15 protein-coding genes are annotated in these 16,085 nt (G+C 71.3%); 6 read left to right on the top strand and 9 right to left on the bottom strand.

The genetic code is table 11. From position 1 onward, the window contains the following. Positions 1-33: 33 nt before the first annotated feature. The 3 genes from BJ969_RS10645 to BJ969_RS10635 form a co-directional block, all read right to left on the bottom strand. A complete protein-coding gene (locus tag BJ969_RS10645; RefSeq protein ID WP_184478783.1) occupies positions 34-1,359 on the bottom strand; it encodes an MFS transporter in 1,326 nt (441 codons plus the stop codon). Between the two features lie 138 nt (positions 1,360-1,497). Continuing rightward, positions 1,498-2,400 (bottom strand): serine hydrolase, encoded by a 903-nt coding sequence (locus BJ969_RS10640; RefSeq protein WP_184478782.1) that lies wholly within the window; start codon positions 2,398-2,400, stop codon positions 1,498-1,500. A 257-nt stretch (positions 2,401-2,657) separates the two neighbouring features. Further along, positions 2,658-3,530 (bottom strand): LysR family transcriptional regulator, encoded by an 873-nt coding sequence (locus BJ969_RS10635; protein ID WP_184478781.1) that lies wholly within the window; start codon positions 3,528-3,530, stop codon positions 2,658-2,660. Between the two features lie 106 nt (positions 3,531-3,636). Here BJ969_RS10635 and bla point away from each other — a divergent pair, with 106 nt between their 5' ends. Continuing rightward, the gene (gene bla / locus BJ969_RS10630) at positions 3,637-4,536 is read left to right on the top strand and encodes a class A beta-lactamase (RefSeq protein WP_184478780.1); all 900 of its coding nucleotides are present in this window, start codon (positions 3,637-3,639) and stop codon (positions 4,534-4,536) included. Positions 4,537-4,637: 101 nt separating this feature from the next. Next, a complete protein-coding gene (locus BJ969_RS30535; RefSeq protein WP_281398310.1) occupies positions 4,638-4,772 on the top strand; it encodes a hypothetical protein in 135 nt (44 codons plus the stop codon). Between the two features lie 97 nt (positions 4,773-4,869). Here BJ969_RS30535 and BJ969_RS10625 read toward each other — a convergent pair whose 3' ends face one another. Then, the gene (locus tag BJ969_RS10625) at positions 4,870-5,457 is read right to left on the bottom strand and encodes a hypothetical protein (RefSeq protein ID WP_184478779.1); all 588 of its coding nucleotides are present in this window, start codon (positions 5,455-5,457) and stop codon (positions 4,870-4,872) included. Positions 5,458-5,867: 410 nt separating this feature from the next. Between BJ969_RS10625 and BJ969_RS10620 the strand changes: the two genes are divergently transcribed. After that, positions 5,868-6,557 (top strand): TetR/AcrR family transcriptional regulator, encoded by a 690-nt coding sequence (locus BJ969_RS10620; protein WP_246456738.1) that lies wholly within the window; start codon positions 5,868-5,870, stop codon positions 6,555-6,557. On the opposite strand, the gene BJ969_RS10615 is transcribed toward BJ969_RS10620, so the two are convergent. Next, positions 6,558-8,180: an FAD-dependent oxidoreductase gene (locus tag BJ969_RS10615; RefSeq protein ID WP_184478778.1), complete on the bottom strand. Its 1,623-nt coding sequence runs from the start codon at positions 8,178-8,180 to the stop codon at positions 6,558-6,560. It lies immediately after the preceding gene. Positions 8,181-8,495: 315 nt separating this feature from the next. Then, on the bottom strand, positions 8,496-9,407 hold the full coding sequence (locus BJ969_RS10610) for an AurF N-oxygenase family protein (RefSeq protein WP_184478777.1): 912 nt from the start codon (positions 9,405-9,407) through the stop codon (positions 8,496-8,498). Between the two features lie 411 nt (positions 9,408-9,818). Here BJ969_RS10610 and BJ969_RS10605 point away from each other — a divergent pair, with 411 nt between their 5' ends. The 3 genes from BJ969_RS10605 to BJ969_RS10595 all read left to right on the top strand — a co-directional run bounded on the left by BJ969_RS10605 (position 9,819) and on the right by BJ969_RS10595 (position 13,354). Continuing rightward, positions 9,819-10,736: an alpha/beta hydrolase gene (locus tag BJ969_RS10605; protein ID WP_184478776.1), complete on the top strand. Its 918-nt coding sequence runs from the start codon at positions 9,819-9,821 to the stop codon at positions 10,734-10,736. Positions 10,737-10,812: 76 nt separating this feature from the next. Continuing rightward, complete coding sequence (locus BJ969_RS10600) at positions 10,813-11,832, top strand: SDR family NAD(P)-dependent oxidoreductase (RefSeq protein WP_184478775.1); 1,020 nt, start codon at positions 10,813-10,815, stop codon at positions 11,830-11,832. A 310-nt stretch (positions 11,833-12,142) separates the two neighbouring features. Next, on the top strand, positions 12,143-13,354 hold the full coding sequence (locus BJ969_RS10595) for a cytochrome P450 (RefSeq protein WP_343071329.1): 1,212 nt from the start codon (positions 12,143-12,145) through the stop codon (positions 13,352-13,354). Between the two features lie 54 nt (positions 13,355-13,408). Here the strand turns inward: BJ969_RS10595 and BJ969_RS10590 are convergent, their stop codons facing one another. The 3 genes from BJ969_RS10590 to BJ969_RS10580 all read right to left on the bottom strand — a co-directional run bounded on the left by BJ969_RS10590 (position 13,409) and on the right by BJ969_RS10580 (position 15,995). Beyond that, entirely contained in the window at positions 13,409-14,227 is an 819-nt protein-coding gene (locus BJ969_RS10590) for an ESX secretion-associated protein EspG (protein WP_184478774.1), read from the bottom strand. Beyond that, positions 14,224-14,568: a hypothetical protein gene (locus BJ969_RS10585; protein ID WP_184478773.1), complete on the bottom strand. Its 345-nt coding sequence runs from the start codon at positions 14,566-14,568 to the stop codon at positions 14,224-14,226. Before BJ969_RS10585 ends, BJ969_RS10590 begins: the two co-directional genes overlap by 4 nt. 251 nt (positions 14,569-14,819) lie before the next feature. Beyond that, entirely contained in the window at positions 14,820-15,995 is a 1,176-nt protein-coding gene (locus BJ969_RS10580; RefSeq protein ID WP_246456737.1) for a WXG100-like domain-containing protein, read from the bottom strand. Between the last annotated feature and the right edge of the window lie 90 nt (positions 15,996-16,085).

Here is a 16,085-nt window from a genome sequence, read left to right as displayed (position 1 = left end):
TTCGCCCGGGTGGTCGCTCGGCAAGTGGCTTCCTCACCGCGCCGCGGGCTCGTTCGTCTCCGCTGCGGGCCTTGCCTTTCCGCTCCGCATGACCAGTACCGATGCCGCCGCCAGCAACGAGGCGAAGGCCAGGGCGTAGAGGCCGTAGGTGACGGTGCCGGTCTGCTCCTTGAGGACGCCGAAGCCGAACGGGGCGACGAAACCGCCCAGGTTGCCCAGCGAGTTGATCACGGCGATGGCGGGGGCGACGATGCGCGGGCTCAAGGTCTGCTGCGGGATGGACCAGAACAGCGGGCTGGCGCTCTTGAAGCCCATCGCGGCCAGGCACAGGAACACCAGCGCGGGCCACGGCGACACGACCGCCGCCAGCCAGGTCCCGACCGCCGCGGTGAGCAGCGCGATGATCAGCAGCGGGCGCCGATCGCCCATCCGGTCCCCGGCGCGGCCCGCCAGGTACATCGCGATGATCGCGCAGATCCACGGCAAGGAGGACAGCAGTCCGACCGTGACGTCGTCGGTCCCGTCGATGCGCCGCACGATCGAGGGCAACCAGAACGTGTTGGCGTAGATGGACAACTGGATGGCGAAGTAGATCCAGCAGAACAGCAGCAGCTTCGGCTGCGCCAGCAGCCGCCAGCGCGAACCGCCGCGATCACCGGAGGACTTCACCGCGTCCTCGGCGGCGATCCGGTTCGTCAGCGCGTCCTTCTCGCCGTCGGTGAGCCAGCGCGCGTCGCGGACCTGGGCGTCGAGGAAGAAGAACGCGATGATGCCGACGACGACCGACAGCGCGCCTTCCAGCCCGAACATCCACTGCCAGCCGTGCGCGCCCAGCAGCCCGTCCATCGACAGCAGCGGGCCCGACAGCGGACCCGAGATGGCGGCGGCGATCGACGAACCCGCGACGAACAGCGCGGTCGCCCGGCCCCGGTGCGAATCCGGCAACCAGCGGGTGAAGTAGAACAGCACCGCGGGGAAGAAGCCGGCTTCGGCCGCGCCGAGCAGGAAACGCAGCACGTAGAACATCTCCGGGCTGGAGACCAGCGCCATCGCCGCCGACACCAGCCCCCAGCTGACCATGATCCGGGTGAGCCAGATCTTCGCGCCGAAGCGCTCCATCAGCACGTTGCTGGGCAGCTCGAACAGCGCGTAGGCGATGAAGAACAACCCGGCGCCGAATCCGTAGGCGGCGGCACCGATGCCGACGTCGGCTTCCAGGTGGCTCTCCGCGTAGCCGATGTTGGAGCGGTTGAGCTGGTTGCAGATCAGCATGATCACGAACAGCGGGACGATCCGCCGGAAGATCTTGCCGATGGCGGCGTTCAGCGCGGAATCGTGCTGATCGGGCGTGAACGACATCGGTCACTCCTTCGGTCGCGGCCCGGCACCGGACGCGCCTCACCGTAGGAGCGGTGATCACCGCGCGTCCAAACCCGAATCGGTACCGTTCGATACCCGAATTGACTTGATCGGAGTCCGCCGCGCGCGACCGCCGCGTCAGCCGGTGCGCAACCGGTCGTGCAGCACGCGGGCGACGCGCGCCATGAGCGCTTCGGCTTCCGGCTGCGTCGCGGCGGGCACTCGCGACTCGGTGAGCGCCGCGACGGCGAACACCCCGCCGCCCGCGTGCTCGACGACGCCGACCTCGTGGCGCAGGTTCAGCACCGTCCCCGTCTTCGACGACCACGACGTGGCGTCGGAGCTGAAGTCCGGCGCGAGCCGGTGCCGGATCAGGTTGGCGCCCATGAGCTCCCGCACCCGCTCGGCGACACCGCCGTCGATCGACGACGGCGTCCACAGCGCCTGCAGCAGGTTCACGAAATCGCGCGCCGAACCTGAATTCGCGCGGGTCACGTCGAGCTGCGCGATCGGGTGCCCGCGCCCGGCGGTGGCGGCGCCGATCGCCAGCGAGTGCGCCAGGTGCACGTCCGCGTCGTCGAAGCGCTCCGCGGGCGTCTCGCTGAGGTCACCGACGCGGTGCCGCGCGGTGATGCCGCGCAGCCCCCAGTCCCGCAGCATCCGGGTGACCTCCGCGGGCGGGGTGATCGCGAACAGCGAGTCGGCCGCGACGTTGTCGGACAGCGCCATCGCCAGGTACATCAGGTCGTCGACCGCCACCCGCGCCGGATGCCGGAACCGGCTCAGCCCGGTCGGCCCGGGGGTGGTGACCTGGCCGGGCAGCACCAGCAGTTCGGTGGCGCCGTCGAGCTCGCCGCGGCGGATGCGCTCCGCGGTGGCGGCGGCCAGCGGGATCTTGATCAGCGAGGCGACGGGGTGGGCGACGTCCGGTTCGATGCCGATCTCCCGCCCGGAACGCAGGTCGCGCACCAGGAACGAGCCGCGCAGGCCCCCGTCGTCGAGTTCGGCGACGAGATCGCTGATCAGTGCTTCGGCGTTCAACTGGTTCTCCGGTTCGGGGGCGGTTCAGAATGACCTGCGTGGCTGGTCGGGTAGCGGAACCTCAGCGGCTCCGCCGCCGCAGGATCGCTTTCTCATGTATGTCCATACACCACGAAATCGCTGTCATCGCGAGGAAGCCGCTGAGAACCCGCCGATGGTCACCTTGCTCAAGCCGGTCACCGCTCAGCGGCTCCGGCCACTGACAAGAGACCGATCAAAAGATCATCTCGAAAGGAGTCCTCGGCAGGGACGGGCGGTCAGGCGTCCGCGCCGAGGCAGCGGGCGATGCCCCGCCACAACGCGGTGCGCAACCGGTCGGCGTCGGGACCGGCCTCCGCGGTGACGTCGTAGCCGCGCGCCAGCGGCAGCTCGGCGATCGGACGCCAGTGCAACGCGAACTCGTCCGCCTGCGCCCGCGAGCACAGCAGCAGGTCCGCCGAGCCCAGGACGTCGGCGACGCCCGCGCTCAACGACTCTGCCACGACGACCTGCGTGGGCCGCAGCCCCACCGCGTCGCGCACCCGCAGCAGCCGGTCCCGCACGTGCGGCACGTCGTCCTCCGGCTGGATCCACACCCGGCGGCGCGGCGCCCGGCCGGTGCGACCGGCGCGCAGCGAATCCAGGTGCACCGCCGCCCGATCGAGGTCCACGGCCGAGGCGACGCCCAGCGGCACGGTCCACACGGCCTCGTCGGCGGGCACGGCGGTGAGCGCGGCGCGCACGTCGTGGGTGTGGGCGAAGTCGAGCCGTTCCGCGGGGGCGGCCGGGCGGAACTCGAGGAACAGCTCGTGCGAGCGCGCCTCGGCGTCGAGCTCCGCGAGCGCCCGGGTGGGGCAGGTCGCGGGCACCGCCAGCCGCAGCGGCCGCAACCGCGCGCGCTTCGCGTCCTGCTCCAGCGCGTCCGCGAGCCGCACCAGGCGGCGTGCCCGGGGCAGCATGTCCCGGCCGAACGGGGTCAGCCGCGCCCGCCGGGCCGAGCGGTCGAACAGCCGCTCCCCTAGGTGGCGTTCCAGCGCGGCGATGCGCCGGCTGGCGACCGGCTGCGGGATGCCCGCCGCCGCCGAACCGCCGGTGAAGCTGCCGACTTCGCTCACGCTGACGAACGCCCGGCAGCCGCCCACGAGATCCACCACCTCAGTGTATGCGCTTTCGGCATGGAACCGATCGTTTTCGTCTTGGACAGCATCACCGGTGCTCGCAAGACTGATCGCGACCACCACCGATGAGAGGAACACCGTGCTCACGCAGCGCCTGCGCCAAGCCACCGTCGCCGCCACGACCCTGCTCGCCCTCGCGGGCTGCTCGGGTGTCGACGCGGCACCGACCACGCCCGCTCCCCCGGCGACCGCGGCCACCGTCCACTACGCGGAGTTCGACGACCTGGAGCGCCGTTTCGACGCGCGCCTCGGGGTGTACGCGCTGGACACCGGGACCGGCCGGGAGGTCGCGTTCCGGGCCGATGACCGCTTCGCCTTCGCCTCCACGCACAAGGCGTTCTCGGCCGGCGTCGTGCTGCGGCGCAACACGATCGACGCGCTCGAACGCCGCATCACGTACTCCGCCGACGACCTCGTGGACAACTCGCCCGTGACCGAGCAGCACGTGGCCGACGGGATGACGTTGCGCGAGGTGATCGACGCCGCCATCCGCTACAGCGACAACACCGCCGCGAACCTGCTGTTCCGCGAGCTCGGCGGCCCCGGCGAGCTCACCGCCGCGCTGCGCGCGCTCGGCGACGCGACGACCCGCTCCGACCGGACGGAGACCGACCTGAACCGGACCTCCCCCGGCGATCCGCGCGACACCAGCACACCCCGCGCCCTCGCGAACACCCTGCGCGCGTTCACCGCGGGTGACGTGCTGCCCGAGCCGCAACGCGCGCTGCTCAACGACACGATGACCGGGAGCCCGATCACCCAGGAGCTCATCCCGGCCGGTGTTCCCGAGGGCTGGGTGGTCGGCGACAAGTCGGGTGCCGCGGACTACGGAACGCGCAACGACATCGCGATCATCCGGCCGCCGCACCGCGCCCCGATCATGCTCGCGGTGCTGTCCGACCGGCCCGCTCCGGACGCCGACTACGACAACGCCCTGATCGCGGAAGCCACCCGCGTCGCCGTGCGCGCCCTGGGGTGATCGCGGATCTCCGGTGACGTTCCGCGGAAAGAGGTTTTTCCGGAGCCAGGTGTGGAAAACCGGCGGATGCGGATCACCCGACGACTGACGAGGAGGACGAGATGCGCCACTCCACGAACTCCCCGCTGGCGAAGTTGCGTCGGCTGAAGGACCTGGCGACGTCCCGCCTGAACGCCCACCGCGACCCGCTGCTGCACACCGGCCCGCGCACCCCGCCGGATCCGCACTCCCGCTGAGCGGGACGGCCTGTTCGCGGACTCCGGGACGTGCACGCCGATGTGCGGTGCCTCGTACCGAGGGCACCGCACATCGGCAACGCGCATCCGTTTCGGATCATTCGACGATGGTGAACCCACCGGTGAACTTGGCGGTCGTCAATCCGCCGGTGGGCGCCCCTTGAGCGCAACCGATACCGCCCGAGGCGAGATCGACGGCGAAGTTCCCTTCTACGCTCTGCCCCGCCAACGGACCGTCCTCGACGGTTCCGGTGAAATTGCCCTGGTTGAGCGTCTGCCCGGTCAAGGTCACCTCGGCCGCGCTCTCCGCGGTCGTGCCGTTCTCGTATTCCCAGCCGATTCGCGCGCTTCCCGGCGTTCCGGTGCCCGCACCGAGCCCGCAGGACAGCCTCGCCCCGAAGACGCCTTCGAACGAGGCGCGGGCGATCCCGTTGCCGCTGAAGTCCGTGCAGGAGTGCCGAGTGCTGGTCACCGACGCCGTCACGTCCTGCGGCATCGGGAGCAGGCCGGGGCTGAACTCCACTCTCCCGCCGGCGTCACACCGAACGGAGGTCGCCCGCGCCGCGGTGTCGTCGGCCGCCGCGGCGGAGGTCGTCGTGATCGTCGCGCCGATGCAGCAGAGCACGGCCGCGGCGATGCCGGCGGCCTTCTTCGCTCCGATACCGGACGTGCTGGATTTCCCCATGAAAACTCCCCTGATCTCACCCGGGCCGCGTCGTCGATTCCGGACGCGGCGAATACAAAAAATCAGACCAAGTCCCGATCGACGAAGCAACAATCTTCACTCGAACCGGCGTTCATCGGTGAAACGAGATCACCATCGTGGAATTGTCAGCAGACATGGGGAAAATCGGCGGTGCACATTTTCCGCGCATCGCACTCATGGTTCCGCCGATTTCCGCATGACATGCGCACGGCCCGTTCCGGGGAGTCATGGTGCATTCGTCGCGCCGCCACCGGCGCATCGGATCGCACGTCGGCGCACCGTCCACTTCGCTCCGGCTGCGCACAGTGGACGGAACGCGGTGCGCAGCGGTGCCCTGTGACCAGCACGGGTGGGACTGACGTGGGCAAACATGTGATGATGTAGGGACGATGCCGCGCACCAGAGACACGTCCGCACCGCCCCGATCCGAGGCCGCCTCGGGCACCGAACGTCCGCGACGCCGGATGAGTCCCGCCGAGCGCCGGGAGCACCTGCTCGGCGCGGCCTTGCAGCTCTACGGCGAACGCGCGATGGACGACGTGACGATCGACGACATCGTCGCCGAGGCCGGGGTGTCGCGGGCGTTGTTCTACCGCTACTTCTCGAACCTGCGCGAAGTGCACGTCGCGGCGCTGACCACGGTCGTCGACGGGCTGATCGAGCGGATCGCGCTGCCGCAGGAAGGCGACCTCATCACGCAGCTGCGCCTCGGGCTCGCCGAGTTCGTCTCGTCCGTGGAGGTCTTCGCCAGCAGCTACACCGCGCTGCTGCGCAGCGGCTCCACCATCGCGACCAGCGAGACCGAGACGCTCATCGACAAGGTGCGCAACCACGTGGTGGAGATCGTGCGCCAGCGCGTCGGCATCGACGATCCCGCCCCGCTGCTGCTGCTGACGCTGCGAGGCTGGGTGGCGCTGGTGGAGACGACGTGCGTCACCTGGTTGCAGACGCACAACCCGCCGCGCGAGGTGTTCGAGGACTGGCTCACCGATCAGCTCATCACCATGATCAGCACCACCGCGAGCCACGATCCCGTGGTGGCGGAGCAGATCGCGCCGCTGCTGCGCGAGATCGGCTGACTACCTGCCGAACCGCCGGTTCGCCGCGCCGAGCAGTTCCGGCGTGGTGGCGAACTTGACGCGGGGCCTGCCTTCCCGCGCGCCGCGGTCGCGTTCGGCCTTGTCGATGGCGAGCATGCCGCGGCTGCCGACGGAGCCCGGCGCGCGCGTGCGCACCAGCCGGTCGAACCCGGTCTTCTCCGGTGGCGCCAGGCGTCCCGCCGCCGCGTCGTCCATCAGGGTCCCGACGGTCTCGCCCGCGCAGCCGCGGTTGGTCCCGATCCCGCCGGACGGGCCGCGCTTGGCCCAGCCGACGACGTAGGTCCCCGGCATCGGTTCGCCCGCTCCGGCGAGCACCCGGCCGGACTCGTTCGGCACCGTCGACGTCGTGGTGTCGAAGGGCAATCCGGCGATGGGCGACGAGCGGTAGCCGATGGCCCTGATCAGCAGCCCGGTGCTGATCGCGCCTTCGCCGCCGGCGTCGTGCACCCGCACCGAGTCCACCCGGTCGTCGCCGAGCACCGCGACCGGTTCCGTCCCGAACGCGAACACGAGCCGCTTGCCGTCGCCGGGCGGCGCCTGCCGGTCGGCGTCCTCGATCGGCAGCTCCGCGAGCAGCGCCGCCTTGCCACCGGGTTCCGCGTCGGCGAAGGCCGCGCGCGCCTCCGGCCCGTCCCGCACGACCAGCTCGACGCCCGGGATCTCCCGCATGGCGAGGAATTCCGGGGTGGTGAACGCGGCGTGCTCCGGTCCGCGACGGGCGAGCAGCACGACCTCCCGCACCTCGCTCCCGCGCAACCGCCGCAGCGCGTGGTCGGCGATGTCGGTGCTCGCGAGCCGTTCGGGGTCGCTGAGCAGGATGCGCGCCACGTCCAGCGCCACGTTGCCGTTGCCGACGACGACGGCGCGTTCCGCGGAGAGGTCCACTTCCACGTCGGCGGCGTCCGGGTGCGCGTTGTACCAGGCCACGAACGAGGTCGCCGACATGCTGCCGGGCAGGTCGGCACCGTCGACGTCGAGCTCGCGGTCGGCGGCGGCGCCCACGGCGTAGATGACCGCGTGGTGGTGCGCCGCCAGTTCCTCGTGCGTGATGTCCCGGCCGACTTCGACGTTCATGTGCAGGTTCAGCCGAGGATGCCGGTAGAGCCAGGAGAATCCGTCGCCGATCTTCTTCGTCGACTGGTGGTCCGGCGCCACTCCGGAGCGCAGCAGCCCGCCCGCGATCGGCAACCGGTCGATCATCGTGAGCTCGGCGCCGGTGTCCCGCAGCAGCGCCTGCGCCGTGTAGGCGGCGGCCGGTCCGGTGCCGACGATGGCGACCCGCAGCGTGCCCACCGAAGCGGGCAGCGATCGGGGGAACCGCGGCGCGCCCCACTCGTGGGAGGTCGGCGTCGTCTCGTAGTACTCGCGGTTGAGCCGGGCGTAGATGGTGTCCGCACCGCGCAGCCGATCCACCGGGAAGATCGCGTCGACCGGGCAGGCGTCGGCGCACGCCCCGCAGTCGATGCACGTCTGCGGATCGACGTAGAGCATGTCGGTGCTCCCGAAGCCCGGCTCCTCCGGGGTCGGGTGGATGCAGTTGACCGGGCACACCGACACGCACGACGCGTCATTGCAGCAGGTCTGAGTGATCGCATACGCCATGACGGAAACCCTGTTCTCGGATGTGACTGCCTGTCTTCGACTTGGCCTGCGTAGCGGGTCGGGTGGCGGAACCTCAGCGGTTTCCTCGCTGCGGGATCTTTTTTCCAAGTGGCTCCGCCACGAGGAAAAAAGCTGTCCTCGCGAGGAAACCGCTGAGAACCCGCGGGTGGTCCGGCTGCGTGCGTGGTCGCTGCTCAGCGGCTTCGCCGCTGACAGGACAACGACCAGCAAACGCCGCTCACCTGGAACGACAAGATCAAGGACAGGCAGTGAGGTTCCGCCACCTGCCCCCTGCGCCGAACGACCCGGACACCCTCAAATCATGTTCGTGCGGCGGTAGATCGCCATTGCCGGTTTGGTGAGCAACCCGGCTTCGGACAGGAAGTCCATCAGGTGCACGCAACTGTTGCGCAGCATGGACTTGCGGTGCTCGTTGCGCCGCACTGCGGCCATGGCCCGTTCCGGGTCGAGCCCCACGGACTTGTAGACGTCCTTCTGCACCATGTTCGTCACGACGACGTTCGCGACCAGCGAGATCAGCAGGGCGCTGGCGTGGCGGCGCACGGTGCCGGCGCCGCGCAGGCTCTCCTTGATCTCCTGGCGGGCGAACTTCATGTGCCGGGATTCCTCGACCACGTGGATCTTGCTGGTGGTGCGCACGATCGGCAGCACGTCGTCGCCGCGCATCCAGTCGCGCTGCATGACGTCGAGGACCTCTTCGGCGACGAGGATGCCGCCGTAGGCGGATTCGGCGCTGGCGACCGTCTTGAACAACCGGCCGAGCTGCGCGACGAACGGCGGCGGCAGGTACGCGGGCACCTCCATCTTCGCGCAGGCGCGCGCGAACATGATCGAGTGCCTGCATTCGTCGGCGATCTCGGTGAGCGCGAACCGGAATTCGGCGTTGGCGGGGTCCTTGACGTACTGGTCGCGCAGGATCATCTGCTGCAGGATCATCTCGAACCAGATGCCGATGCTCATGATCGAGCAGACTTCGTGCCTGGTGAGCGTGATCTGCTGCTCGGGGGTGAGCTCGTCCCACAGCGGGGTCCCGTAGAGGGTGCTCCACTCCGGGTTGAGGCCGTGGCGGTCGGCGGGCAGCGGCGATTCCCAGTCCACTTCCGTGGCCGGGTCGTAGGACAGCGTCGCGGCCGAGTCCAGCAACCGCTGCGACACGTCCTCGTCCGCGGCGGTCCGCTGCGCGGGTTCGGTCGGTGTGCTGGTCATGGGTGCACCTCCACTGGGCCTCGCGGGCCGCGGGACGGGCGGTTCCGCCGTGTCGCGCGACCGCTCGCACGCTCCAACGAAAAACGCCTTATGAGACTCCGTGTCATCTTAGACAGATTGTCAATAAGGTGTCGATAGCCCCCTGCGACCTCAACGGGCCGGAACGCGCAACGACGCGCCTCGTGCTCATCCGACCACCAGAACGAGCCGCGACACCCCGATGGAGGTGCGCGTGTCGCACCGGGCGGAGCACGTTCCAGCGCCCTCCGCAGGGTCGCGGCGCGTCGCGCCGACCGCCCCCGGCACACAGTAAGTCAAGCGATTGCCTTACAGTCGGTCGTGTTCCTCGCGGAACCAGTCCGAGCACGCACGATGCGGGAGCCGAGCGCCGTTCGAGCCAAGGAGCGATCGATGTCCGTCCTGTCCCGTCCCGCGGTGGCGGCCCTGGCCGCCAAGGCCATGCAGCGGGCGGTCCGCTCGCGGCACCGCCCACCGCTCGACCGCTTCCCCGACTTCCCCGACGACACCGCCGAACTCACCGTGCCGACCTCGGTCGCGCCGGCCCGAGCCGTGCTCTACCGCCCGGCGGACGCGGGACCGAACCCGCCGCTGCACGTCAACTTCCACGGCGGCGGATTCGTGCTCGGCCTGACCGAGCTCGACGACCCGCTGTGCCGGTTGATCGCGGGCACCGCCGGGGTCGCCGTGCTCAACGTGGACTACGTCCTCGCCCCGCAGCACCCGTTCCCCGCCGCGCCGCGGCAGGTCGCCGAGGTGACGCGCTGGGCGGCCGAGCACGGTGCCCGGCACGGCTGGGACGGGAGCAGGCTCTCCGTCGGCGGGCAGAGCGCGGGTGGCTCGCTCGCGGCGGCCGTCGCGCGCCAGGCGCTCGAACAGGACGGCCCGCCGCTCGCGCTGCAAGTGCTGCACTACCCGGCGCTCGACCTGACGACCCCGGTGCGGGACAAGCCGTCGCCGCTGGCCCGGCCCACGCTGCGGCCGTGGATGGGCGAGATGTTCAACGCCTCCTACGCGCCGGACCGCGCCGTGCGCGCGGACCGCCTGCTCTCCCCCGCCGCGCCGACGGACACCGCGGACCTCACCGGCATCGCCCCGGCGCTGATCGTCACCGCCGAGTTCGACAACCTCGCCCGCGAAGGCGAGCGCTACGCCGAGCGCCTGCGCGGCGTCGGCGCCCTCGTCCGGCACCACGTCGTCGCCGAAGCCGACCACGGTTACGACGTCGACGACGCGGACAAGGCCCTGGAGTCCTACCGCGTGATCGCCCACCACGTCCGGCGAGCCCTGCACCCGCCGCAGGGCTCGTGATCCGCGCGACCCCGTTCGGCGACTCCCACCGCCGACACCGGACCGGGAACGCCCCGCACCGAGAGGAGAACCACCGATGCCCGCTCCGCTGACGCTGGAGTCCACTGTGGCCGAATGGCTCGACCACCCCGCAGGCGGCCCGATCCTGCGCGGCGTGCTGGAGGACAACGGCCAAAGCCCGGCGCTGCTCACCGCCGTCCGGCACTTCACCATGAGCCGGCTGGTGGAGATGAGCGGCGGACGCATCGGTGCCGACGAGCTGGAACGCCTCGCCGCCGAGGCCAACGCCGCGGCCGGGGTCTCGCCCGACGCACCCCGCCCCGCGCCCGCGCCGCGGTGGCAGGAGCGGATCACGCAGGGCCGCTTCGCCGGCAGCACCGTCATCATCACCGGCGCCGGATCGGGGATCGGCCGGGCCACCGCCTCCCGAGTCGCCCGCGAAGGCGGCCGGGTGGTGGCCGCCGACATCGCCCAGGACCGGCTCGACGCCCTGGCGAACGAGCTCGACGGCCACGAGGTCGTGCCGGTGCGCGCCGACATCACCCGCGAGGACGGGGTGGCCGCGATCCTGGCCGCCGCGGACGGCCGGGCCGACGCGCTCGCGAACGTCGCCGGGATCACCGATTCCGCGGTGCCGCTGCACGAGGTCGACGACGAGCTGTGGCAGCGGGTGCTGGACGTGAACCTCACCGGCATGTTCCGGCTCACCAGGGCGGTGCTGCCGCTGATGATGGCGGCGGAGCGCGGATCCATCGTCAACATCACCTCGGAGGCCGCGCTGCGCGGCTCCACCTCGGGCACCGCCTACACCGCGTCCAAGCACGCCGTCGTCGGGCTCACCCGCAGCGCGGCGTTCATGTACGGCCCCAGCGGTATCCGGGTCAACGCGGTCGCGCCCGGCGGTGTCGCGACCGGCATCGAAGGCGGCATGTCCTCGACGATGGGCCGGGAACGCCTGGAACCGCTGCTGGCGACGCTGCCCACCATCGCCGAGCCCGAGCACATCGCCGCATCGGTCGCGTTCCTGCTCAGCGACGACTCGGTCAACATCAACGGCGCACTGCTCCCGTCCGACGGAGGCTGGTCCGTCCAGTGACGCCCCTGGCCCCGGCCTGCGTAGAGGCCGGGTGGCGGAACCTCAGGTGCTTCCTCTCTGCGGGATCTTTTTCCCTAGTGGCTCCGCCACGAGGAAAAAAGCCGTCCTCGCGAGAAGACGACTGAGAACCCGCGGCGGTGCCGGTGTCTTAGGCGGTCACTGCTCAGCGGCTTCGCCACTGACAGGACACGGACCGAGAACTCTGCCTAACCGGGACGACGGGGTGAAAGCCGAGTACCGTCGAATCACCTGAGTCAGTCAACTGATTTACGATTATCATCGGCAATGGAATCATGGACCAGGAGTGCGCGTGACCCAGCAACCGACCGACGGACCCACCGGCACGCCGATCTCCACCCGCAGAACCGGATTCGGCCCCGCGCCGGACGTGGCGGCGGTGCGCGGCCGGGACGGGATCATGCAGGTGCCGACGCCGTTCGGCCCCTCCGCGTGGCTGCTCACCCGGCACGCCGACGTGCGCCGGATGCTCGGCGACGCCGACGCCTTCCGCAACGGCTGGGGCCCGGAGGACCTGGGCGGGCAGCGCCGCGACCCCCGCCAGCTCTCCGGTGACCGCAGCGGCAACCTGCTCGCGCTGGACCCGCCCGACCACACGCGGCTGCGCCGGATGCTCACGCCCGAGTTCACGGTGCGGCGCATGCGCCGCCTGGAACCGCGCATCGTGGAGATCGTCGAGCAGCACCTCGACGCCCTCGAAGAGCACGGCCCGCCGGTCGACCTGGTCGCGCACTACGCGCTGCCGATCCCCTCGCTGGTCATCTGCGAACTGCTCGGAGTTCCCGCCGAGGACCAGGCCGAATTCCAGGAGCGCACCAACCGCCAACTCGACACCACCGCGCCGGAGGACGAGAAGGTCGAGCTGTCCCGGCAGTCGCTCGCCTACATGGCCGGTCTCGTCGACCGCGCGCGGCAGCAGCCCGGCGACGACCTCATCGGCATGCTCATCCGCGAGCACGACGAGGCGCTGACCAACGCCGAACTCGTCGGCATCGCCAACCTGCTGCTGGTCGCCGGGCACGAGACGACCTCCAACATGCTCGGCCTCGGCACCCTCGCGCTGCTGCGCCACCCCGAGCAGCTCCGGCTCGTCCGCGACGACCCGGACGCCGTGCCGGGTGCCGTCGAGGAACTGCTGCGCTGGCTCAGCGTCCTCAACAGCGGCTCACCCCGGATGGCGACCCGCGACGTCGAGTTCGAGGGCAGCACGATCCGCCGCGGCGACCTCGTGTCGTTCAACCTCCCGGCGGCGAACCGGGATCCGCGGCTGCTCGACGACCCGGACCGGCTCGACGTGACCCGGAGCGCGAGCCCGCACGTCGGCTTCGGCCACGGCATCCACCACTGCATCGGCGCCCCGTTGGCCCGGATGGAGATGCGCATCGCCTTCCCCGCGCTGCTGCGCCGCTTCCCGGACCTGCACCTCGCGATCCCGCACGAGGACGTCGACTTCGCCACCTACCAGGCGATCTACGGCGTGAAGGAACTCCCCATCGCCTGGTGACGCATCGTCTGGTGACCCATCGTCTGGTGACCCATCGTCTGGTGACAGAGCACCTCACCGGGCCTTGCGGGCGTGGGCGATGAGGTCGGTGAAGGTGCTGATCAGGTCGGCTTCGCGGAGCGGATTGATGCTGACCCAGTCGCCGTTGCGGCCGATGCGGACCCGGCCCCTCGGTCCGTCCACCCAGGACAGTTCGGCGCCCGCGCGCGCGGCGGTGCCGTCGCGGCGGCGGCGCGTCGCGCCGAGCTGGCCCTGGCCGCGCACCTTCGGCAGCAGCTTGATCAGCTGGTCCAGCTGGGCCGGGTCGCCGCCGTGGTCGCGCACCAGGTCCCGCAGCCTGCGCTGCCGCTCGGCGTCGTGCTCGACGTCGGCGATCTCCCGGTTCGCTTCCACGACCGCTCGCGCGGGCAGCGCGATGGGCATCGACCGGGCGGCGTCCAGCTCGGGCACCGCCGCGAGCAGTTCCCGCAGCAGCGAGTCCTCCGCGACCCGGTGCACCGCCACCACGTCGGCCGGCTCCGCGCCGAGCGCGCGCCGCAGGATCAGCGCCGACGACCGGTAGAGCAGCGCCGCCACGCCCGTCGTGCCGCCAGGACCGGTCACCACCAGGTCCACCGCACCCCGGTGCTCGCGCAGTGCCGCGACGAGGTCCGCGGCGAGGCCGGTCGGTCCGGAGTCGTCGGCCAGTCCGCGCAGGCCCAAGGTCTGCCCGGCCGTGTTCAGCAACACCTCGCGCTCGCCGCCGATGCGGCCGAACGACGGCACCCGCAGCGGGAACGGGCACGGCACTCCGGCGTGCGTGGCGAGCAGGTCCAGCTCGACGAGGCCGAACCGCACGCCCACCGCCTCGGCCACGGTGCCGCCCGCCGTCACGACCGCTCCCCGCCCGCGGCGCGCAGGATCCGCTGGATCTCGGCGTCGCGGTCCAGGTAGCCCGTCACGGTCTCCTGCAGCGCGGCGTGGAACGTGTTCACCCCGGTGTCCGCGCCGCCCACTTCACCGGCGAGGCCGGTTTCCCCCGCGGCCGCGCGGAGTTTCATCGCCAAGTGCAGCGCGGGCGGCGCGGTGCCGAGCTGCGGCAGCCGTTGCGCCAGCGCGCCAGCCGAGTTCACCAGGCCCGTGGTGCCTTCGCCGATCGCGGTCAGCGCCGCGACCTGCGTGGTGAGCTCGTCCGGCTGGAGCTGGAAGCCCTTCGACGCGTTCTCGGAAGTCATGTCGTGTTCCCCCTTGAAGAATGGCTCGGACTGGGCGCCTGTCTTCGATCTCGGCGGGCGCAGCGGGTCGGGTAGCGGACCTCAGCGGTTTCCTCGCTGCGCCCCTGGCCGGTGTGGCGGTTTTTCCCGAGTGGCTCCGGGGAAAAAGCCGTCCTCGCGAGGAAGCCGCTGAGAAACCGCGGGTGGTCGGCCTGCTCAAGCTGGTCACTGCTCAGCGGCTTCGCCGCTGACAGGACAACGCGACAGATCCGTTACTCCCCGATGACCGGGGGCATCACGGGTTCGTCGACCTCGAAGAGCCGCTGGTCGAGCAGCGGGAGCCGGTTGCGGTGCTCGGTGCCCTCGTCGTCGCGGTCCCGGCCCGCGGCACCGCCCGGCATCATCCCGCCGCGGCCACCTCCTCTGCCCGCGCCCGCCGCCGCCGCCGCGCGCAGCGCCGCGGTACCGATCCCCGCACGCCCGCCCGGCGGCAGCGCCGCGTCCAGCGGCCCGGCGCCGACGAGCTTCCCCCACGGCACGCCGCCCCCAGACGTGCCGCCACCCGTCGGGGATCCGCCGGCGAACGCCGCCGAGCTCGTGGACGCGGGCCCGGCGATCGCCTCCCCCTGTCCGGCGGATCCCGACGCTCCCCCTGCCCCCGTGGCCCCCGTGGCGGCGATCGAGCGGCTGCTGCCGAGCAGGCTCTGCTCGTAGGTCTGCATCACGTGCACCGCCTGGGCCTTCTGCTCGGCGGACGCGACGTTCGCGAGGAACCCGCTCGCGATGCCCCCGGCCACCGCGCCCACGGCGGCCCCCATCATCGCCCCCGGAGCGGCGCCGATCCCCCCGGCTCCGGCTCCGAGGACGCCGCCGATCACCGTGCCCGCCGCGGTTCCCAGCGAGGTGCCGGCGCCGGTGAGCGCCGCGGAATCGGTCGGCGGCGGCATCTCGTCGCGCGCGACCGCCAACGCGTCGCCCGCCTCCCGTACCGCCTGCCCGTTGGTACCGGCACGAGCACCGATGTCCGAGGTCCGGTCCCCCAGTTCCCCCAGTTCACCGGCGGCCCGCTGCGCGGCCTGCCCGTTCCAGTTCCGTTCCAGCGAACCGCGCTGTTCGCGCAATCCTTCGGCGTGACCGGCCAGTTCGGTGCCGTGCCGCTCCCATTCCCCTGCAACGTCGCCGACGTCGCCGACGTCGGCGCCCTGCCACAGCATGTCGTAGAGCTGTTGGTGCGTGTAGGAGTTCCAGTTCGTCCCGTCCTCCGGGATCGGCGAGCCGAAGTACCCCTCCCACACGTTGCGCAGCGCGTCCACCACGGGCTGCGCCAGCGCTCCGACCGGCCCGCCCTGCCCCAGCACGGCCGTCGCGGTGTCCGCGAGGGACTGCACCCCGTCGGACGCCGCGGCGATCAGCTCGTCATCTCCCCTGTCGGCCATGTCCCGCTTCATCCCCCTGCACCCCGGAATACGACGCGGTGAAACGGTATCCGCGACCGATGAAATCCTGATGAAACGATGATCGTCCGGCTCGCCCCACCA

The sequence above is a fragment of the Saccharopolyspora gloriosae genome (genome assembly GCF_014203325.1).
GTDB lineage: Bacteria > Actinomycetota > Actinomycetes > Mycobacteriales > Pseudonocardiaceae > Saccharopolyspora_C > Saccharopolyspora_C gloriosae.
Note: the sequence above shows the minus strand (reverse complement) of the source record. Positions and strands in the feature narration are given on the sequence as shown.

Bases quoted from the DNA above. Each gene is read 5' to 3' on its own strand.
- BJ969_RS30535 (WP_281398310.1), top strand. From the start codon at position 4,638: ATGCGCCACTCCACGAACTCCCCGCTGGCGAAGTTGCGTCGGCTGAAG.
- BJ969_RS10615 (WP_184478778.1), bottom strand. From the start codon at position 8,180: ATGGCGTATGCGATCACTCAGACCTGCTGCAATGACGCGTCGTGCGTG.
- BJ969_RS10625 (WP_184478779.1), bottom strand. From the start codon at position 5,457: ATGGGGAAATCCAGCACGTCCGGTATCGGAGCGAAGAAGGCCGCCGGC.
- BJ969_RS10605 (WP_184478776.1), top strand. From the start codon at position 9,819: ATGTCCGTCCTGTCCCGTCCCGCGGTGGCGGCCCTGGCCGCCAAGGCC.
- BJ969_RS10620 (WP_246456738.1), top strand. From the start codon at position 5,868: ATGCCGCGCACCAGAGACACGTCCGCACCGCCCCGATCCGAGGCCGCC.
- BJ969_RS10600 (WP_184478775.1), top strand. From the start codon at position 10,813: ATGCCCGCTCCGCTGACGCTGGAGTCCACTGTGGCCGAATGGCTCGAC.
- BJ969_RS10645 (WP_184478783.1), bottom strand. From the start codon at position 1,359: ATGTCGTTCACGCCCGATCAGCACGATTCCGCGCTGAACGCCGCCATC.
- BJ969_RS10580 (WP_246456737.1), bottom strand. From the start codon at position 15,995: ATGAAGCGGGACATGGCCGACAGGGGAGATGACGAGCTGATCGCCGCG.
- BJ969_RS10610 (WP_184478777.1), bottom strand. From the start codon at position 9,407: ATGACCAGCACACCGACCGAACCCGCGCAGCGGACCGCCGCGGACGAG.
- BJ969_RS10585 (WP_184478773.1), bottom strand. From the start codon at position 14,568: ATGACTTCCGAGAACGCGTCGAAGGGCTTCCAGCTCCAGCCGGACGAG.